General features: G+C 54.8%; 19 protein-coding genes. 12 read left to right on the forward strand and 7 right to left on the reverse strand.

Annotated features, from left to right (window positions below):
• The first annotated feature begins 29 nt into the window (after positions 1–29).
• The 7 genes from PL263_RS09415 to waaC all read left to right on the forward strand — a co-directional run bounded on the left by PL263_RS09415 (position 30) and on the right by waaC (position 5,604).
• A complete protein-coding gene (locus tag PL263_RS09415) occupies positions 30–695 on the forward strand; it encodes a hypothetical protein (RefSeq protein WP_278212761.1) in 666 nt (221 codons plus the stop codon).
• Positions 670–804 (forward strand): hypothetical protein, encoded by a 135-nt coding sequence (locus tag PL263_RS09420; RefSeq protein WP_278212762.1) that lies wholly within the window; start codon positions 670–672, stop codon positions 802–804. The genes PL263_RS09415 and PL263_RS09420 overlap by 26 nt, the downstream gene beginning before the upstream one ends.
• A 148-nt stretch (positions 805–952) precedes the next feature.
• Positions 953–1,693, forward strand: a complete 741-nt coding sequence (gene pssA, locus PL263_RS09425; protein WP_140913124.1) for a CDP-diacylglycerol--serine O-phosphatidyltransferase — start codon at positions 953–955, stop codon at positions 1,691–1,693.
• A 2-nt stretch (positions 1,694–1,695) separates the two neighbouring features.
• Positions 1,696–2,541: a CHAD domain-containing protein gene (locus tag PL263_RS09430; protein WP_278212763.1), complete on the forward strand. Its 846-nt coding sequence runs from the start codon at positions 1,696–1,698 to the stop codon at positions 2,539–2,541.
• Positions 2,542–2,641: 100 nt separating this feature from the next.
• On the forward strand, positions 2,642–3,568 hold the full coding sequence (locus PL263_RS09435) for a branched-chain amino acid transaminase (RefSeq protein ID WP_278212764.1): 927 nt from the start codon (positions 2,642–2,644) through the stop codon (positions 3,566–3,568).
• A gap of 57 nt (positions 3,569–3,625) precedes the next feature.
• The gene (waaF, locus tag PL263_RS09440) at positions 3,626–4,582 is read left to right on the forward strand and encodes a lipopolysaccharide heptosyltransferase II (protein ID WP_278212866.1); all 957 of its coding nucleotides are present in this window, start codon (positions 3,626–3,628) and stop codon (positions 4,580–4,582) included.
• A gap of 2 nt (positions 4,583–4,584) precedes the next feature.
• Positions 4,585–5,604, forward strand: coding sequence for a lipopolysaccharide heptosyltransferase I (gene waaC, locus PL263_RS09445; RefSeq protein WP_278212765.1), 1,020 nt, complete (start codon positions 4,585–4,587; stop codon positions 5,602–5,604).
• Here waaC and PL263_RS09450 read toward each other — a convergent pair.
• Both PL263_RS09450 and PL263_RS09455 read right to left on the reverse strand, forming a co-directional pair.
• Positions 5,601–6,764: an HD-GYP domain-containing protein gene (locus PL263_RS09450; protein ID WP_278212766.1), complete on the reverse strand. Its 1,164-nt coding sequence runs from the start codon at positions 6,762–6,764 to the stop codon at positions 5,601–5,603. The two genes, waaC and PL263_RS09450, sit on opposite strands and share 4 nt — an antisense overlap.
• A gap of 43 nt (positions 6,765–6,807) precedes the next feature.
• A complete protein-coding gene (locus PL263_RS09455; protein WP_278212767.1) occupies positions 6,808–8,031 on the reverse strand; it encodes an HD-GYP domain-containing protein in 1,224 nt (407 codons plus the stop codon).
• A 354-nt stretch (positions 8,032–8,385) separates the two neighbouring features.
• Between PL263_RS09455 and PL263_RS09460 the strand changes: the two genes are divergently transcribed.
• Positions 8,386–9,843: a hypothetical protein gene (locus PL263_RS09460; RefSeq protein WP_278212768.1), complete on the forward strand. Its 1,458-nt coding sequence runs from the start codon at positions 8,386–8,388 to the stop codon at positions 9,841–9,843.
• Positions 9,844–9,905: 62 nt separating this feature from the next.
• Positions 9,906–10,181 carry a cupin domain-containing protein gene (locus tag PL263_RS09465; RefSeq protein WP_140913116.1) on the forward strand — a complete coding sequence of 92 codons (276 nt, stop codon included), beginning with the start codon at positions 9,906–9,908 and terminating at the stop codon, positions 10,179–10,181.
• Between the two features lie 128 nt (positions 10,182–10,309).
• On the opposite strand, the gene PL263_RS09470 is transcribed toward PL263_RS09465, so the two are convergent.
• Positions 10,310–11,635, reverse strand: a complete 1,326-nt coding sequence (locus tag PL263_RS09470) for an HD-GYP domain-containing protein (protein ID WP_278212769.1) — start codon at positions 11,633–11,635, stop codon at positions 10,310–10,312.
• 485 nt (positions 11,636–12,120) lie between these two features.
• Positions 12,121–12,606 (reverse strand): TlpA family protein disulfide reductase, encoded by a 486-nt coding sequence (locus tag PL263_RS09475; RefSeq protein WP_278212770.1) that lies wholly within the window; start codon positions 12,604–12,606, stop codon positions 12,121–12,123.
• Positions 12,607–13,196: 590 nt separating this feature from the next.
• On the opposite strand from PL263_RS09475, the gene PL263_RS09480 reads away from it, so the two are divergent.
• The 3 genes from PL263_RS09480 (at position 13,197) to PL263_RS09490 (ending at position 17,282) form a co-directional block, all read left to right on the forward strand.
• Positions 13,197–15,533: a TonB-dependent receptor gene (locus tag PL263_RS09480; protein ID WP_278212771.1), complete on the forward strand. Its 2,337-nt coding sequence runs from the start codon at positions 13,197–13,199 to the stop codon at positions 15,531–15,533.
• A gap of 580 nt (positions 15,534–16,113) precedes the next feature.
• Positions 16,114–16,383: a BrnA antitoxin family protein gene (locus PL263_RS09485; RefSeq protein ID WP_278212772.1), complete on the forward strand. Its 270-nt coding sequence runs from the start codon at positions 16,114–16,116 to the stop codon at positions 16,381–16,383.
• A 104-nt stretch (positions 16,384–16,487) separates the two neighbouring features.
• Positions 16,488–17,282, forward strand: coding sequence for a hypothetical protein (locus PL263_RS09490; protein WP_278212773.1), 795 nt, complete (start codon positions 16,488–16,490; stop codon positions 17,280–17,282).
• 242 nt (positions 17,283–17,524) lie between these two features.
• Here PL263_RS09490 and PL263_RS09495 read toward each other — a convergent pair whose 3' ends face one another.
• From PL263_RS09495 to PL263_RS09505, 3 genes are read right to left on the reverse strand one after another with little or no spacing between them, the layout of a single operon-like run.
• A complete protein-coding gene (locus tag PL263_RS09495) occupies positions 17,525–18,127 on the reverse strand; it encodes a nitrogen fixation protein NifQ (protein WP_278212774.1) in 603 nt (200 codons plus the stop codon).
• A 41-nt stretch (positions 18,128–18,168) separates the two neighbouring features.
• Positions 18,169–18,519, reverse strand: a complete 351-nt coding sequence (locus PL263_RS09500) for a 2Fe-2S iron-sulfur cluster binding domain-containing protein (RefSeq protein WP_140913110.1) — start codon at positions 18,517–18,519, stop codon at positions 18,169–18,171.
• Between the two features lie 20 nt (positions 18,520–18,539).
• Entirely contained in the window at positions 18,540–18,827 is a 288-nt protein-coding gene (locus PL263_RS09505; protein ID WP_054763155.1) for a 2Fe-2S iron-sulfur cluster binding domain-containing protein, read from the reverse strand.
• Positions 18,828–18,931 lie beyond the last annotated feature (104 nt).

The following is an 18,931-nucleotide window of genomic DNA, read 5'->3' on the forward strand; positions in this document are numbered from 1 at the left end:
GGCTTTTTTTTGCCTGCAGGATTTCAAATATGACCAATCTTGCGCCTTCGCTCTGCATCACCCTACTAGCCGCAACACTAGCTGAGCAGGCCTCCGCCGACTTCATGCAATGGAGCAACAGCGAAATCCAATATCTGCACGGCGGCAACTACCACGAGCCGTTCAATCCTAACGACGTCAGCCAAGCCATCGTCACGATCACTCATGCCCACGGCTGGGCTTACGGCCGCAACTTTTTCTTCATGGACACGCTGTTCAGCGAATCCGGCCAGCAGGCGCAAACCCATTTATACGGCGAAGCCTACAGCACCTTCAGTTTGAGTAAAATCGGCGGCCTGGATTTATCGTACGGGATTTTCAAAGACTTTGGCCTGACCGCCGGCATCAACCTCGGCGAGAACATGAACAGCCGACAAAGCGGTTTTTCGGGCCTGGCTGTACGGCATCAGCGTCGATTTCGACTTACCCGGCTTCAATTACTTCAACATCGATTTTCTGCGCCAACGCGTCACCGAAACCGCCGACATTGGTACCTCCTGGCAAATCACCCCATTCTGGCAACTGCCGTTTCAAATCGCCGGCACGAAATGGAGTTTCGAAGGCTTCGCCGATTTCATCGGCCGCAACCAGACCGCAGCTCGCCAGGCGCTGGCCCAACCGCAATTAAGATTGGACCTGGGCGATTTCTGGGGTGACTCAGGCCATCTGTTTATAGGCCTGGAGTACCAATATTGGCATAACAAGTACGGCATCAAAGGCTTGCACGACAATGTGCCGCAGGCTTTGCTGGTCTGGAAATTCTGAACGGTTCGAGGGCGACCAAACTATCTGGAGACAGATTGCCGCACTACCCGTTTTACATCGCGCAATCCCGCCCTGTCACGCAATCGCAATAGCACGCCCCGGACCGAGCATGTAAAATGCCGCCAACTTGTTACCGCTTGCAACCGCCATGCTGAAAAATCCTCAACCGAAACGCCACCGCGGCATCTATCTGCTGCCCAACCTATTTACCACGGGCGCGATGTTTGCCGGTTTTTACGCGATTACGTCGGCGATTAACGGCCGCTTCGAGACGGCGGCGATTTCGTTGTTCATCGCCATGGTGCTGGACGGCCTGGACGGCCGGGTCGCCCGCTTGACCAACACCCAGAGCGAGTTCGGGGTGCAATACGACAGTTTGTCGGACATGGTTTCCTTCGGCGCCGCGCCGGCCATCGTCATGTATTTGTGGACTTTATCCAGTATGGGCCAGGCCGGTTTGTTCGCGGCTTTTGTGCACATGGCCGGCGGCGCATTGCGGCTGGCGCGCTTCAACACGCAAGTCGAAGTCGCCGACAAACGCTACTTCCAGGGCCTGCCCAGCCCGGCAGCGGCAGCGATTCTGGCCGGCGGCCTGTGGTTTTGCGTCGAGAACGGCTACGACGTCGAAAACTTCAAATATCTGGTGTTGCTGGCCACCATCACCACCGGCCTGCTGATGGTCAGCAATTTCCGCTATTCCAGCTTCAAAGAAATCGATCTGAAAAACAAAGTGCCGTTCATCGTCGCGATTATCGCGATGCTGGTCATCAGCTTTGTCATGGCTCAGCCGCAACGCATGCTGTTCCTGCTGTCGGTCGGTTACGCCGCATCCGGCCCTATCATCACGCTGGTAATGCGCAAACGCCGGCTACAAAGCCGCAAGGGCTAGACGTGGCCGACGCCGACGGTAATTTGCTGAGTACAGCGCTTTACCGTCAGTGGCGCCAATATCGCAAACGCCTGAAAGCCTGCTGCCAAACGTGCAGCGAAGACCACGTCCACTCTTTGCGCACCGGCATCCGCCGTTTGTTGAGCATTCTCGGACTATTACAACAAATCGGCCCTTGCCGGCCGCTGACGCCGTTACGCAAGACGCTAAAACACCAACTGGACAGCTTCGACGATCTGCGCGACGTGCAGGTCATGCTTTACGAAGTGGCCGGCAAACTGCCGCAATTGCCGGAATTAAGCGACTTCCTCGACCACCTGCACCGACGCGAGCAAGAACAACTGACACGTTTACCTGCGCTCGTTGCCGAACTGCGCCAAGCCAAACTGCGCCGAAAAATCGATAAGGCGGCGCGCCAATTTCAGCATCCCAAAGCCCACCGAAACCAAGTATCTGCCGACGTACTCAACGCATTGGACCGAATTTATGCGGAAGCGATGGCGCGCTACGCTGCGGTTTCTGTCGAAGACCAGCACAGCATCCACCGCCTGCGTATCTCCGTTAAAAAACTACGCTATGCCATCGCCGCGATGGCGGCAACCGTCCCGCGATTGCCGGCCGACCACGACCAACGCTTGCAACGCTATTTGACCACCATGGGCGAGATCCAGAATACCGTCGTCATGCTCGCGGCGCTGCAGAGCTTCTACGGCGGAAATCCACCGGAATCGGCGTTGGCACACTATCGGCAGCGCCAAAACCAGTTGATCGGCGAATTTGTCGCTCGCCGCGAAGAGTTATTCGGTTTCTGGCGCCCCGCCCCCGATCAAGCCTTCCCCTGGCAGTAAACGCCGCCGGTATTGCCGGCCGCGGCTTTATAGTACAATTTCGGGCAGTTTTCGGCCGCGACGGCGGCGCACGATTTTTTCACAAAACGGGTTCAGACAAATGGCAACGATGGATGATAGAGACGGTTTGATATGGCTAGACGGGAAATGGGTTGACTGGCGCGACGCGAAAGTCCACGTCCTGACCCACACCCTGCATTACGGCTGTGGCGTCTTCGAAGGTCTGCGCGCTTACAAAACCGACAACGGCACCGCCATTTTCAAACTGGCCGAACATACCGACCGTCTGTTCCGTTCCGCGCATATCATGAACATGAAAATGCCGTACTCCAAGGACGAGATCAACCAGGCCCACCGCGACGCGGTCGCCAAGAACAACCTGGAATCGGCCTATATCCGCAGCATGGTGTTCTTCGGTTCCGAAGGCATGGGCCTGCGCGCCGACAACTTGAAAGTCCACGTTATGATCGCGGCCTGGACCTGGGGCGCTTATCTGGGCGCGGAAAACATGGAAAAAGGCATCCGCATCCGCACCTCGTCCTACACCCGCAACCATGTCAACAGCACGATGTGCAAGGCCAAGGCCAACGGCAATTACATCAACTCGATCCTGGCCTTGCAGGAAGCGCTATCGACCGGTTACGACGAAGCGCTGTTGCTGGACCACGAAGGTTTCTGCGCCGAAGGCAGCGGCGAGAATCTGTTCATCGTCCGCAACGGCAAGATTTACACCCCGGAAACCACCTCGGCGCTGGAAGGCATCACCCGCGACACACTGATGACGATAGCTCGCGAACAAGGCTATGAAGTCATTGAAAAACGCATCACCCGCGACGAAGTTTACGTCGCCGACGAAGCCTTCTTCACCGGCTCCGCCGCCGAAGTGACGCCGATTCGCCAATACGACAACCGCGACATCGGCTCCGGCAGCCGCGGCCCGATTACCGAGAAGTTGCAAGCCTTGTATTTCGACTACGTCCAAGGCCGCCGCGCCGACCACAAGGAATGGTTGACGCTGGTATCCTAAACCGACGTGCCTGCCCCGCATAACATCCTGGTCGTCGGCCCATCCTGGGTCGGCGACATGGTGATGGCGCAAAGCCTGTTCATCACGCTAAAACAACGCCTCCCCGATTCTCATATCGACGTCCTGGCGCCGTCCTGGTCTTTGCCGTTATTGGCAAGAATGCCGCAAGTGCGACAAGGCATAGCCATGCCGCTCGGCCACGGCCAATTCGGCCTCGGCGCCCGGTTCGGCTTGGGCCGTCAGCTTCGCGACCGTTACGACCAAGCCATCGTCCTGCCCAACTCCTGGAAGTCGGGGCTGGTGCCGTTTTTTGCCGGCATCCCGCTACGCACCGGCTATCTTGGCGAATTGCGCTGGGGCCTGCTCAACGACGCCCGCCGACTGGACAAAAACCAGCTGACCATGACGGTGCAACGCTTTGTCGCGCTGGGACTGCCTGCTGCAAACGAACAGCCGCCGGCCTATCCGATTCCGCAACTGGCGATCAGCGCCGAACAGCGCCGACAAGTCTGCGACAAATTCCGCATCGATGCCGACAAAAAAATCCTGGCACTGTGTCCCGGCGCCGAATACGGTCCGGCCAAGCGCTGGCCGGCCGAGCATTTCGCCGCCGTCGCCAATGCCAAAATCGGCGAAGGCTGGCAGGTCTGGTTGTTCGGTTCCGATAAAGACCGACCGGCCGCCGACGCCATCGTGAATTTGACCGGCGGCGTCTGCCGCAATTTCGCCGGTGACACCTCGCTGGCCGAAGCGGTCGACTTGCTGTCGCTGGCCGACGCCGTAGTCAGCAACGACTCGGGCTTGATGCACGTGGCCGCCGCGCTGGACAAAAAAATCGTCGCCGTTTACGGCTCCTCCGATCCGGGCTTTACCCCGCCGCTGAATCCGGCCGCGCATATTCTGACCCTGAAATTGGAATGTTCGCCCTGCTTCAAGCGCGACTGCCCTTTCGGCCACACCCGCTGTCTGGTCGACCTGCAGCCCGAGCAGGTGCTGGCCGCACTGGGAGCCTGACAATGAGAATTGCGGTCGTCAAATTATCTGCTTTGGGCGACATCGTGCATGCGATGGTGGCCTTGCAGTTCATCAAGGCCGCCTATCCGGATCTGACAATCGACTGGATCGTCGAAGAACGTTTCGCCGGGCTGCTGGCAGACAATCCGCATATCGATCAGGTGCTGCCGCTGAATTTGAAGGCCTTGAAAACCGATAAGTTGCGCATATTCGGCGAAATCGGCAAGGTCCGCGGTTATGCCAAGCACGGCTACGATCTGGTAATCGACGCCCAGGGCTTGATCAAATCGGCCTTGGTCAGCCGGCTGCTGGCCGCCAATTGCGCCGGCTTCGATCGCAATTCGATCCGCGAAAAATCGGCGGCTTGGTTTTACGCTCAGACCGTCGCCTGCCCTTACGATGCCAACACCATAGACCGCAATGTGACGGTGCTGACCCGGCCGCTCGGCCTGGAGGTCGGGACCGACCGCATCCTGGAAAAACAGCCTTTTCTGTTTTTTCGACCGCCGCGAATCAGGCTGGAAGACTATTTTTCCAAGCAACAAAGCAATATTCTGCTGGTGGTTGGCTCGACCTGGCCCAGCCGCAATTATCCGCTGGAAAAATATCTGCAGGTGATTTTCGACGTGGAAGCCAATTTTCTGATCTGCTGGGGTAACGAAAAGGAACACTGGATGGCGCAATGGCTGGCGGAACGCAGTCTGGCGCGGGTGTTGCCGCAGATGAACCTGAACGACTTGAAAGCGGTCGTGGCCAAATCCGATCTGGTGATCGGCAACGACACCGGCCCGACCCACATGGCCTGGGGCATGAACCGGCCGTCTATCACCTTGTTCGGCCCGACACCTGTCAGCCGGGTGTACCAGACCGAAATCAACCAAGTGCTGAAATCCCCGTCCGTGGTCGATCCGTTCAAGCTGAATAAAAACGATTTTTCGATCGGCGAAATTCCGGTAGCCGATATCGTGGCCTTGGCCAAACAATTGTTGCCAAAGCCTGCCGCCGAAACGGCAGAAAGTTAAAGCCGCTCCATCGCCGCAAAGCTGGCGAGCAATTCGATAAACGGCTCGTCGGTTGCCGGAAGCCGCGCTATGGCTAAATTGGAATGCACGGCTTGACTCAAATCGATGCGTTGTTCCTGAAACAGCAACTGTTTGTTGGAGTCGGCAATGACGCGGCACGCCGGCCGGCCTGGATCATCAGCCGGCATCTCATCCACCATCGCCAACACGCCATTGGACAATTCGACAACACATCCCGGCGGATAGACGGTGACGGCCTCGATCAAGCCGGCCACCGCGACGGCATCAAATTGTGCCGGACTCGCCTGATATAGATACCGGAGCGCTTCGACTTTGCTTTGCGCCGGCCGGTCGGCGCGATCGCTAAGCAGGGCTTCATAGACCGATGCCGCGCCCACCAGCCGGGCCGGCAAACCGATTTGCCCGCCGGCCAAACCGCGCGGATAGCCTGCACCGTCCGGCCGTTCGTGGTGATCCCCGACAACCTCCAGCACCGTGCTCGGCACCTCCGGCGTCGTCGCCAGCAGCGCCAATCCCGTCGCTAGATGCTGCCGAATTTCTAGCTGCTCCGCGTCGGTCAGCAGCGAGGCTTTGCCTAAGATGGCTTGCGGCAGCTTTAGCAAACCGAGATCATGCAATAGCGCGCCGATTGCGGTATGCCGCACCAGCTCCGGCGCCAATGCCTGCCGCTGTGCCAGAGCTGCGGCCAGAAAACAGACGTTGACCGCTTTGTGCGCCAACCTGTCGCCACTCTGGTGCCAGCCTTCAACCCGGTTTAGCGAGATGCTGCCGCTATCCAGCACAGACACAATTTCGCAGGCAATGTCCTCGACGGCGGCGAAATCCAAGCCGGAGCCGGCGCGAATCCTGCCCAACACCGTTTCGAAACGGCTCCGGAACGGCAGCAACGGCCCCGGTTCCGGCGCGGCCGGCGCCGACCGGTCAGGCGGGGTTGTGTAATCGTGTTCCGGCTCGGCTACGTCCAGCCCCTTCGCCAAATCGATGAACACTTCGCGGCAATACTGCCTTAAGGTATCGATGTCGGCGTCAGAGCGGATTAAAAACTTGGTGGTGAGAAACGGAATGTCTATCCATTTGCGGTCGGTACCGCATAGATACATGCCTTTACGCAGTTGGCTGGTGGCGATTTTTTTTACCATGGCAAAGAGTCGAAACGGTCTGTTGTGCAGCCGCAAGCGGGCTTCAGGAAACTTCCGGATACGCTTGGCTGAATTTACCGTCCCGGCAGTATTGGCTTAAGTCGATCCCGTAATCCTGCGGCCGCATGATTTGTTTGATCCCGTAACGCTTGCCGTTTTTGTCGGTAGCGGTCACCGCCAGATCGAGGATGTGCTCGGCGATTGGCTGTTTGTTCTCGTCTTGAATCAGCAAAATTTTCGGCTTCAGCCGGTCGGCTCGGTTTTGTTCGACAATGACGCCAACTTCGCCGTTACTCAACTCAGCTAAATTGCCTTGCGGGTAAAAACCGATGCAGTTAATGAATTGAGTAACGAAATTGGCCTCGTAGTGTTGATTCATGCCTTTTACCAAGATACCCAGCGCCTCCAAATGCGGTTTGCCTTTTTGGTAAACCCGGTCGCTGGTGATCGCGTCGTAAGTATCGACCACCGCCACTAAGCGCGTGAACAACGATAGCGCTTCTTTTCCCAATCCGCGCGGATAGCCGGTGCCCGCCAGATGCTCGTGGTGAGCGTAGGCCACATCCACCGCGCCCGGATAAGCATTCCGCGCCGACATCAGCACATTGCGTCCATGCAGCGTATGCTGGCGCATGATGGCCATTTCGTCGTCTTCCAACCTGCCGGGTTTGTTCAGAATTTCCAGCGGCACTCGCATTTTGCCGACATCGTGCATCAACCCGCAAAATCCGAGTTTGTTCAATTCCTGGACCGAGAGCTTCAACTCGCGCCCCAGCAATATCGACAACACGCAGACATTCATAGAATGTTGAGCGGTATATTGATCCTGATCCTTGAGCTGGGTTAACAACAGCATGGCATCCGGATTCTCCAAAACTTGATCCACCGTTTCCGCCACGGCCTGCTTCACCGCGCTGACGCTGAACTGGTTGCCAAAGCGGATGTCATCCAGCACCGTTTTAATCAGACTACCGGTTCGGTTGAACGTATTCGCGGTCTGGTTGAACGATCTGGCAAAACTCAAGTGCTTGAGCGAATCGCTGTTCCGGGTCGGAATTGCTCCGGCCGACGACTTTTGCCACTTGACGTCGATATAGACGTAATCGCAAATATCCTGAATCAACTTAATATCGGCTGGGCTTTCGATCACGATACGATCGAACATGAACGGCGATTCTTTCCGCGGCTCCTCCAATCGGCATACGCACATACCGACTCTCAATTCGTAGACATGAATTCTGAGCTCACCGTCGTCTTTACTACTCATACCTGCGACACATCCCAACACGTTCACACATTTCAGCAATGGATACAGCTTAATACAGTCAGCAGCCGAACCCTATAGTCATACGACGCCGATCCCGCAAAATTGCATCGTCAAGTATGCGGCAATTCACAGTTAGAATCGGAAGATTCGGGTAGTGCATGCAGTCAGGCCACACTGACCGAACTCATGGACTTCCAGCGGTAATAATTCAATTGCCAGATTCGGATAAAGGTTTACACTGCATTTCCAACATGCCGGCAACCTCAGGCCGAAACCGATTTCGGCAGTCGTCGCCACATGCTTACGCACAATAAGAATAGCGCCAGATCGGCCATTTTCCCGGAGAGAATCGTTATGTTGTTGAATCACAACGATTTCCAAGTCGACGCCGACGAATTTTACAGCCCCGAGCCGGCACCGAAACGTTTGCGCCGCAGACACCTGTTTTTTCTGGTCCTGCTGCCGGCTTTAGCCGCGACCGAATCCTATGTGTTTCTACAACCTGCCGTCTATCAAAGCCAAGCGCTGGTATTGACCACGGCGGCGAGCGATATAGACCAAACCCACGCCGTAGCGGATCTGGAACACGTCAATATCCAAAAACAGGTACTGCTGGGGCAAAACGTGCTGGATAAAACCGTGACAGTACTGAATAGCACGGAGAATTCGCCGCATGTCGGGATCAACCAACTAAAATCCTTATTTCAGGTCAGCCCGATCGCGGATACCAATCTGGTACAACTCAGCGCCGAGGGCCACGAACCGCATTTTTTGCAAAAAGCCTTAAATACCTGGATTAGGGCTTACCAACAAATCCGCAGCGAATATATTGCCGAAATCAGCGATAAAGCCACGGTCGACATCAACGCCGAACTGATGCGCCTGGACCGGCAAGTACAAGACCAGCGCCGGAGCGTTGAAACCTTCCGCCGCGAACACGACATTGTTTCGCTGCAAAGCCCGGATAACGAAGCCCACGCCCGGTTGCAAGGACTAAACGGCGCGTTGAACAACGCCCAGGAAGAGGAAGTCAAGGCCAAGGCCAGACTCGAAGCGATCCGCGATGCGTTAGCGGCCGGCAAAGCCGTGGTGACCGATACCGATTCGCAAACCCTGGCAGTATTGACGGCGCAAGCAGAAACCTTACGCGCAGCGCTGGAGCGCCAACGCAGCCAATACACCGACGAATATATCGATTTTCACCCGACGCTACGTACGGTTAAAACCCAACTGGCCGAACTGGAACGAAAAATCGCCGAGAAGGAGCAATCGGCCAGCCGCTTCGCCGAACAGGAGGCGGAGAATAATTACAATGCGGCCCAAGCCGCTGTGAAAAATCTGCGCCAGGAACTGGAACGGCATAAACAACAGGCAGCCGCTTACACCGACCGTTTTGCCCAGCATCAGGCAATGTTGGAACAGCTGGCCAAACTGGAAGAGCTGCAAAGGCAGACTCGGCAACGACTGGTCGAAATCGAAGTAAAACAGCGGCAAAGTAATCCGCAGCTGGATGTGGTCGACTGGGCCTCGTTACCGGAAACGCCGATCAGGCCAGACTACACGGCGGAAGCGGCAATCGCCGCTGCCGCCAGTCTGATGCTGGCGTTATTGGTCGTCTGGCTGCGCGATTACCTGAACAGGGAACCGATGCTGGCGACGATCAACAGCGTCACCGAATACCAAATCTACCACCAAGCCGACCCTCAACTCACAGAACATTCGGCCCCGCCCCACGTGGAGTTCGACCAAGTCAAAAAACTAAGGCGCTGGGACGATCCGAAACCTCTACCCGACGATCCGTCCCATTCCTAGGCGCTACCGCGGCATCAATGCTAGAATCCGGCTTTTGTTAAACTCAAGCCAAAAGGAAATTCATGAGCCTCATTACCGTAGAGCATAACCCCAGCGAAGAGCGTTTGCAGGAACTGGGTGTAGCAAGCTGGCCGATCTGGGAAAAAGAAATCTCTACCTTCACCATCGATTTCGACGAGACCGAAACCGCCTACGTGCTGGAGGGCGAAATCATCGTCACGCCGACCGGCGGCGAGCCGGTCCGCATTCTGCCGGGCGATTTGGTCATGTTTCACGCCGGCCTCGACAGCCATTGGGAAGTCGTCAAACCGCTACGCAAACATTACCACTACGATTGATTGTTGCCGCAGGCTGGCACTGATCGAAAAGGCATCTGCGGATGCCTTTTTTGCTTGCCGAACCCGCCTGGGTAATTTGTGGCCGAGCCGACCCAGTCAGGATAAGGCTTTGGCCGGTTTCGGCGAATTTAAGCTCGGCTTTGGGCAAACCCCTTTTGCAAAACGCCCTGCCGGTAATATTTACTGATGTCGATACCGTAATCCTGCGGCCGAACGATCCCTTTTATAGTCAGCACATTGCCGCGCTTGTCGAGTACCATTTCGGCCAAATTGACCACTCTTTCTTCGACCGGCTGCCCTTCCGAATCGAGCAAAATGATGACCTTAGGCCTCAGGCGCGCCAGCTCGTTGACTTCGACCACAATCGCAATTGCGCCATTGGTCATCTGCACCAGACTGCCCGGCGGATAGACCCCCAAGGCTTCGATAAATTTGACGACCAGCCGACCGTCCAACTGGCTGCCGCTCAAATTCGACATGATGCTGGTGGCCTCCAGGTGAGTCCGGCCCTTTTGATAGACACGGTCGCTGGTCATTGCATCGTACATATCGACAATCGTCACCATCCGGGTAAACAACGAAATGCCTTTGTCTTTGATCCGCCGCGGATAACCTTTGCCGTCCAGGGTTTCGTGATGGGTTAAAGCCGTTTCGATCGCGCCCAAATACATATCCGAGCTGGATTTCAACAACTCGTGACCCAGCGAGGTATGCGAACGCATAATTTCCATTTCATCCGCGTCCAACTTGCCGGGCTTGTTTAAAATCTCAAGCGGAATCAACATTTTGCCCATATCGTGCATCATGCCGCACAAGCCTACCAAATTCAGGTTGGACACCGAAAAGTTCAGGTGCCGGCCCAACACGATGGCCAACGCGCAGACGTTCAAACTATGTTGAGCGGTATATTCGTCCCGGTTTTTCAGCTGGCTTAGCCAAAGAAAAGCATCCGGCGAATGCAAAATACTGTTCACGCATTCGGCCACGGCAGCCTTGGCGGCCTTAGTATCGACGCCCTCGCCGCGAGCGATACGCTCCATAAAATCGGAAACCAGCTCCCCCATCTCCTGGTAAACCGATTCGGCCCGTTCGATTTCCTTTTCGAACACGCTCAATTTCGGCGGTGGCGGCGGGAAATCGGCGATGCTGTCTAAGGATAGATTTTCTTGCCCACCTTTGTACTCGACTACTTTCTTACGGCTCTTGGTGACGTCGATATACACGTACTCGCAAACCTCGCGCACCTTGCGAATATCGTCCTCGGTTTGCAATTCGAAACCCTGAAACAAAAACGGACTGTCCAGCCAGGGCCGGTCCAATTCGATCACATACATGCCCAGCTTGAGCTGAGCCACCGGCGTATAAACCCGCTGATTAACGTCGTAAACGTTGACAGTGCTCTGTACCGTTTTTTTCTTGTTGCGACGGAACGGCCACCAGTTTGTTATAGGCATGTGATTCGATTTACCAAAGAAGATGGAATGCGCTTTCCTGACCAAGGCGAAATCGCCGTCATCTGGCGCCAGCCGAATTGGGCCGGATAATACCGGTATGTCCAACGTTACCCAAGTTTGCCGCCGTGCGCTAGCTCTGGTTTCCGAGATGGAAACCTATCGTACCGGCATAACCGACCACGACATAAAAGTAACATAATTTATCAGCGGACAGACGGCCCGACTAGCCGAATGGAGGGCTGCGGTTGCTTGGCCCGCAATCCACCTGGCATTCCCCTGGCCTTGAACCGGCAGGATTTGAGTTTGGTTGCTTCAGAGCCGCCACACGGAAGCCGAAACCTCACCGTTACCTGTTGCCCACGATGGCACAGAGCCGAGCGAATGGCGTCGCCAAGCTTCGACAGCTAAAACGGAACGCCAGTGGAAATAGGGCCGACTGAATCGTTACTGGGTTAAGCAAAGCCGAAACGCGGCGGCAACTTGTTTCAGATTTTCATCTTGGCGAGCTGAGCCTCGAATTCTTCGAGCGTCATCGCCCCGCTTTTACCGTCGCGCCGGTGTCCGGCATCAAAGAAATAAGTCCTCGGCAACTCTCCATACCAAGCCGGATCGATCTCATAGCGTAATTTTTCCGGATTGTCGCCGCTAAAAGCCCAATTTTCCATACTGCCAAGCTTATGAGTGTCGACGATGCGCTGAATCTCGGGCAAGGCATCCCCCTCGTCGGCCGCCAGCATCACGATCTTCAACGCCGGGTGTTTGTCGTGCAATTGATTGATGGCCGCCATGTCCCTCAGGCACGACGGGCAATCCACCGACCAGATCGCCAGCATCAGCGGTTTGCCGGCATTCGCCGCCAGAATTTGCTGGTAACTGCCGGGGATGAAGGGTTTTATCGGTGTTTGATCGGCCTCGGCGCTACCGGCCAAGCAAGCCATAGCCAAGCTAAAAAACAGGACAGGTTTTTTCATCAGTTAATGTCCGAATAGTTGGAAGGGATACGAGCTTTTTCGCTTGGCACATTACCGCCGATCCCGCCCGCATTCAAGCTGAGACTGAATCAGCAGACTAAGTCAACGATATATATGTTATTTAACATAGTTTTAATACCGCTTTGCCGATTCGTTCCACCACCCTAGGAACAACCTCACTTCGATTCCGCCCCTCCAAGCGACGCTAAAGACTCACTCCAGGGCTTCAAAAGCCGCCGTTGCCCAACTCGCGGCGAGCTCTGCAGAACGCTCGGTGTGATCGGCTATCTTCCGGTTATTGCATCTCTCGAGCGGCGCCTGCCAAATACCATGCGATGTGTTACGCAATTTCCACTACATACTTCGCAAACATTCAACAGTTACCTAACGCAAAAGCCCTGCATTCGCGGCATATCACTCATTCAATACCCAGAAAATGAGTTAAATAACACAGTTTATTTTTAACAGCCACTTAAAACAAATAAAATCAAATAGATAACAGCATGGTTTCACTATTGCTACTTAAAAACCTTTACACTTACCCGCTTTTGTTACCCGCCTTGTCGGCAATTTTGAGACTTTTCCGTACCATGCCAAGAAAAACTAAAATTAAGTCCGCATTCCTGATACTACCCGGTGCCGTCGCGTTAACACCCGACGTCAACGCTGCCGAAGCCTCCACGACACTATCGGACGTGGTTGTCACGGAGCAATCCGAAGACGGCCGCCCGGAAACCCCATCCAAAACCGATTTCGCCACGCCTAAAACCAAAGTGACCAAGGCAGCTATCGAGAAGACCAATGCGGTGACGACGGTGGACGCAATGAAGTTCGAATCCGGCGTGTTCGCCCGGCAACGCTATATCGGCGACCAAAATGCCCCGATCGGCATGCGCGGCTCCAGTCCGTACCAAGGCGGCCGGGTCATGGTATTCATGGACGGCATGCCAATCTGGAACCCGTTGCAAATCAGCTTTAACGGCTCACCGCGCTGGGGTTTGATCGGACCCGGCGAAATCAAATCGATAGACGTGCTGTCCGGGCCGTTTTCCGCCGAATACAGCGGCAACGCGATGGGCGGGGTTCTGAACTACAACACGTTGATGCCGCAGAAACGCGAAATCTACACTGAGGCGACCTATTTCGTGCAACCGTACGAATTCGAGGGTACCAAAACCAATCTGCAAGGCTTTAAGACCTTTGGCTCCTACGGCGATAAATTCGGCGATTTCAGCACCTATTTCTCGTATAACCATATCGAGAACGAAGGCCAGCCGATGACGCCGCAATTCTCCGGCGATAAAGGCTTCAACCGCAACACCGCCTTGGCCGGCATACCGAACGGCGCCTTTCTGGAGAAGAACCCGCGCACCGGCCAGTACCGTTACAACTACGGCGACGACGGCATCCAACATTCGATCGACGACCTGTACAAATGGAAAGGCAGTTACGCGATCAACCCCGAGTTGGAGACCAACTTCGTCGTCGCATTCCAGAATTTCGAACGGACCAATACCGGCCAGTCTTTCATCGAACGCGCCAACGGCACCACAGTCTGGCCGGGCAGTACGGTAGCCAATTCCGGTTCGTTATGGCCGGCCACGTTGGGCGCGTCGCCGACCACGCTGGGTACCAGCACCCAAACCCGGCAAACGCTGACCTTGGGCTGGGGTTTGAAAGGGCGAATTGCCGGCGATTGGTACACCAACACCAATATCAGCTTCTTCGATATCCTGAAAGACCAAACCATCAGCTCCAACTACAACCCGCAAGACCCGAACCGGATCATGACCGGACGCGATAGTTCGTTCGACGACTCCGGCTGGTTCAACATATCCACCAAGTTCAATAACGAACAATTCCTGGGCCGTAAGGATTTGTCGTTCGCGACCGGTTACGAATTTCAGCACTCCAGAATTTTGCTGACCCAAACCAACTTGTCCAATTACGAAAACAATACCCAGGCAACGAATTGGCTGAACTCAAAAAGCGGCGGCACCACCGATGTCCACGCCTTGTTCGGCCAATTGAGCTGGCGCTTCATGCCAGATTGGGATGCCACGGTCGGCACCCGGCTGGAGCGTTGGAACAGTTACGACGGCATCAACCTGACCAGTAGTCAACAAACCGGCCGTCTGAATCCGGCGGACAGGCAAGTATCGAGATGGTCGCCCAAATTCTCGCTGGGCTACGAGCCGGGCCGGTGGAAATTTCGTTATTCGGTCGGCAAAGCTTATAAGTTCCCGTTACCGGAGGAACTGTACGGCAACTCCAGCGGCGTCAGCGGCAATGTTTCGCTGGCCGACGCGACTTTGAAACCCGAGGACGGCACGCACCACAACTTGCTGGCCGAATACGACTTCAACAACGGTTACGTGCGCCTAAACCTGTTCCATGAAAACGTCCGTAACGCGATTTATAACCAGTCGATTTACTTGCCGGGCAGCGCGGTGCTGAGCACGCTGGTGTCGTCGATCGGAGAAGTCGAAACCGACGGTCTGGATTTTACGATCAACCATGATCGGGTGTTCGGTTCCAATTTCGACGTTAAATTGAACACCACGATATTGAATGCCGAGATCATCGCCAACGAGCGCAACCCTGCCTATGTCGGCAAGCAGTTCCCGTTGATGCCGAACTACCGCGCGAATCTGTTGACCACCTACCACTACGGCACCGATTGGGATTTTTCGGTCGGCACCCGCTACTCCGGCAGACAGTTTTCGCAATTGGATAACTCCGATCTGCAACTGCCGTATTACAGCGCCTTTACCGAATCGGTCTACGTCGATTTGAAAGCCACATACCGCTTCAACAAAGCCGGCCACGTCTCCGCCGGCATCGACAACATCAACGACTACCAGGCGTTTTATAACCACCCGTTACCGCAAAGAACCTTCTTTGCTCAGGTAGGTTACAAATTCTAGTTATGCCATTTCGCTTGCGGGGCCGGTTATCCGATACCGGTTTCGCAAGTGAAATACATCGCTAGCGGGTTCTCCCGTAAAATCCCTTCAAACCCGCCTTCCCCAATTCCTGTTGATCCCGGCAATGATCCAAACAGGATTAGTCCACTTGTAAAACTTGGTTATTCAAGACACCTGCTGGGTTTCGCGTTGCTCTACCCAGCCTACGACCCCGGAAATGACATGCAACAGGTGACACAAAATGGAGGTTATATCAAAGACCTTGTATCAGCCTGTATATTTTCATAATATACAAAAATGATTGATTTATCCGCGATAATTGGCTTCGACTGGGACGACGGTAACAGCCGTAAAAACAGCAAACACGGGGTTTCGACAGCGGAGGCTGAGCAGGTGTTCTTTAACGCGCCTTTGCTTCTGCTGGCAGACGTTAGACATAGCCACCAGGAACCGAGGTTTCACGCGCTCGGCAGAACGCATCAAAACCGTTTGTTACACATCACGTTTACTTTGCGCCGGCAAAATAGCCATATCCGCGTCATCTCGGCGAGAGACATGCACAAAAAAGAACGGAGCATTTATGAGCAAGCACCTTAAAAAAATTCCGGAATTTTCTACTGAAACCGAAGAACAACAATTTTGGGAAACTCACGATTCCACTGAATATTTGGATTGGCATCAAGCTCAGCCAGTGGTGTTCACCAATCTCAAGCCAACCACCAAAACCATTTCCCTGCGGCTGCCACAGCATCTGTTGGATTCGATTAAAGCCGCGGCCAATGCCCGTGATGTGCCTTATCAATCCCTAATCAAGATTTGGCTGCAGGAAAAAGCTCAAGACCAGTCTTGAGCGTACCCGATATGGGTAGCGAATATCGTTTTGTGTCGTGAAATAGCCCGTATTGAAAATAATCAACAGCATCATCCAAAGGTTGCGGCGGGAGTGGACTAAGCATGAATCGGAACTTCAACGATGATTTCTTGAAAGCTGTCGGCAAGCACTTCGTCACGATGTCAGCCAGGCAGACTCCTCCGGCTAGTAGTGATGCTAATGTATTCGTGGTGTCGGGATTCGTAATCCTTGTTAAAGAGTTATGGTTTTATGTAACCGCTGGTCACATAATTCGCGATATTCAAACCGCTTTGGTTACCGGAAGTACTTTTGACACATGGAGATTAGGGGACCAAGCGGCTCGTAGCCCGTTTGACAGTGGAATTCCGTTTCATTTTGATCCGACCGAGTGGATTGTCATCAGAAACGAAGCGGTGGGGCTTGATTACGCAGCGTTGGCACTTAGAGAACTCTACCGTGATGGCCTTAGATCTGGCGGCATCATTCCTATAGGTCCGGAGGCGTGGGGTAATCACGTCACTGGATACCATCAGTGGGTATTAATTGGCGTCCCAACCGAGACAGTGAACGGCGACGGAAAGACTATCATTAGCGCCAAATTGGTTAGTGCCGCGCTAAAAGAATCATGCGCACCAGAGGCAGCAGGAGAAAAAGCTAAGAATCAGTTCTATGCCCAACTTATCGACGGTTCAGAGACAATAGTCAGAAACGTCGAAGGAATGAGTGGGGGCCCCGTTTTCGCAACGTTTAAGACCGACCAGGGCCTCACGTACAAGCTGATAGGAATCCAAAGCGCTTGGTACCCCACAAGTCGAATTGTTGCCGTTTGCCCCTTTTCGTCGCTTGGAGTTGGACTGCAGCAGACCATCCAAACTTTGAGAGCTCAAGAGCCGTAATCTAACATAACGCTGGGGCGCACACCTGACATAAAACGCCGAACTCCAACCCCGCTACCTCAGTACTCATGTCAACAGCTAGACAGGAGGGTAGATACCAGTAAATTACATGTCCCGCATTATTTGCAATTGTTGCAGTTCCTAAATTCACCGCGCCTTAAGTCTGATTTTGGCTGAGCATTTCCTAATAGCATTTTCGATTAGACGACAGTTCAGAAACAGAGCCCCACCTCCGCCCCCCCTCAATCCTCCGGCCCAAAACACTGCTGATAGTCCTTACAGACTTCGCAGGACGGCGCCCGACAGACGTACAAACCCTCGGCCTCGCAGAGTTGTTTGTACAGAAACTTTTTCCATTTCATATCCTTGCTGTTGCGTGCCACTAGCTCAGGAAAGTTGTGGGCCAGCATCGCCGACAGATCGGCGCGCGACCACAATCCCAAATCCTGCCATAAATGATCGCTGCCCAGGCAGGCGGCGACGATCAGCGCGATCAGCCATTCGGTATCGGCGCCCGGTTGCGCGGCGAATTGGCGCAATAGCGTTTCCAGATCCTGCTTTTCCAGCATCCGGCTGTAATCCAGTGTGACGCCAGACACAGCGGCCTCAGCCAACGCGTACCCGGGAAAATGGCTGGCCAGCAACGCGACGAATTGCTCCGCCGCCAAACCCAGCCGATCCGGCAACGCGCCCTCTCCCACCGCCCAACTGGCGATGATTTGCGCCAGCCAGACGCTGTTGGGCGACCAGCCGGCGCACGCCGCGAGTTCCTGATGAATTTGCTGCCGTGACTTTGGCGTAACCGCTAGACTCGGAATGGTTTGGGTCGGTTCTATAGCAGGCATGCAATTCATTTCGGTCCTCCGGCGTTTAGGGATGGAACGGACTAATACTCAACGCGGATATCTTCGTCCCTGACGATCATCTGGCAGGCCAGCCGCCATTCGCAGGGCAGATCGTCGACGATCATTTTCTCCAGCTCTTCGCCGGTGACCTTGCCGAGCTGTTTCAGCACCGCTTTTTCTTTTTCGGTCAGCGGACCGCCCATGCGTTGGTTTTTCTTGTCGATGCTGGTGACTTTGACCAGACAGGTACCGCATTCCCCGTCTTCGCATTCGAAGTGGATGGGGATCTTGTTTTCCAGCGCCAGCTTCAACACGGTTTGGGTGTGGCTGCCGGCGACGGCGTAAACGGTTTTATCCCGGTATTCCGGGCTTGAAAATGTGACTAATGCCATGTGTTGTCTCCTTGAACGGCTTACACCGGTTTGACGGAAATCTCGCCGCCCAGCACCTGCGCCTGACAGGCCAGACGGTTGTGCTTGCCGGCCATGTTTTCCCGCAGAATTTTGTCTTCCAATACCGAGGGTTCGGTCAGATGATTCCAGCCCGACGTCACTTTCATGATGCAGGTGCCGCAATCGCCCTCTCGGCAGCCGTAGGTAATGCCGGAACCGACCTTCTCGGACACTTCGATGATGCGAGTGCCGGCGGGTACGGTGACGGTGACATTGATGTCTTCGAATGTAATGGTCGCTTTGGCCATTGAAAAAACTCCTTACGCTGTTTAAGTGTCATCTCGGCAACCTCCAATCTGAGGACTGCCGTTTTGGAATCCGCAAAGATTCCCGATTCCCGCCGACTCGAAAG

It is taken from the genome of Methylomonas sp. EFPC3 (assembly GCF_029643245.1).
Lineage (GTDB): Bacteria > Pseudomonadota > Gammaproteobacteria > Methylococcales > Methylomonadaceae > Methylomonas > Methylomonas koyamae_B.

Coding starts and splice junctions, on each gene's coding strand:
- waaF (WP_278212866.1), top strand. CDS start 3,626: ATGGTGATGGCGCAAAGCCTGTTCATCACGCTAAAACAACGCCTCCCC.
- pssA (WP_140913124.1), top strand. CDS start 953: ATGCTGAAAAATCCTCAACCGAAACGCCACCGCGGCATCTATCTGCTG.
- PL263_RS09490 (WP_278212773.1), top strand. CDS start 16,488: ATGAATCGGAACTTCAACGATGATTTCTTGAAAGCTGTCGGCAAGCAC.
- PL263_RS09415 (WP_278212761.1), top strand. CDS start 30: ATGACCAATCTTGCGCCTTCGCTCTGCATCACCCTACTAGCCGCAACA.
- PL263_RS09435 (WP_278212764.1), top strand. CDS start 2,642: ATGGCAACGATGGATGATAGAGACGGTTTGATATGGCTAGACGGGAAA.
- PL263_RS09475 (WP_278212770.1), bottom strand. CDS start 12,606: ATGAAAAAACCTGTCCTGTTTTTTAGCTTGGCTATGGCTTGCTTGGCC.
- PL263_RS09485 (WP_278212772.1), top strand. CDS start 16,114: ATGAGCAAGCACCTTAAAAAAATTCCGGAATTTTCTACTGAAACCGAA.
- PL263_RS09455 (WP_278212767.1), bottom strand. CDS start 8,031: ATGAGTAGTAAAGACGACGGTGAGCTCAGAATTCATGTCTACGAATTG.
- PL263_RS09505 (WP_054763155.1), bottom strand. CDS start 18,827: ATGGCCAAAGCGACCATTACATTCGAAGACATCAATGTCACCGTCACC.
- PL263_RS09460 (WP_278212768.1), top strand. CDS start 8,386: ATGTTGTTGAATCACAACGATTTCCAAGTCGACGCCGACGAATTTTAC.
- PL263_RS09495 (WP_278212774.1), bottom strand. CDS start 18,127: ATGCCTGCTATAGAACCGACCCAAACCATTCCGAGTCTAGCGGTTACG.
- PL263_RS09450 (WP_278212766.1), bottom strand. CDS start 6,764: ATGGTAAAAAAAATCGCCACCAGCCAACTGCGTAAAGGCATGTATCTA.
- waaC (WP_278212765.1), top strand. CDS start 4,585: ATGAGAATTGCGGTCGTCAAATTATCTGCTTTGGGCGACATCGTGCAT.
- PL263_RS09480 (WP_278212771.1), top strand. CDS start 13,197: ATGCCAAGAAAAACTAAAATTAAGTCCGCATTCCTGATACTACCCGGT.
- PL263_RS09500 (WP_140913110.1), bottom strand. CDS start 18,519: ATGGCATTAGTCACATTTTCAAGCCCGGAATACCGGGATAAAACCGTT.
- PL263_RS09470 (WP_278212769.1), bottom strand. CDS start 11,635: ATGCCTATAACAAACTGGTGGCCGTTCCGTCGCAACAAGAAAAAAACG.
- PL263_RS09465 (WP_140913116.1), top strand. CDS start 9,906: ATGAGCCTCATTACCGTAGAGCATAACCCCAGCGAAGAGCGTTTGCAG.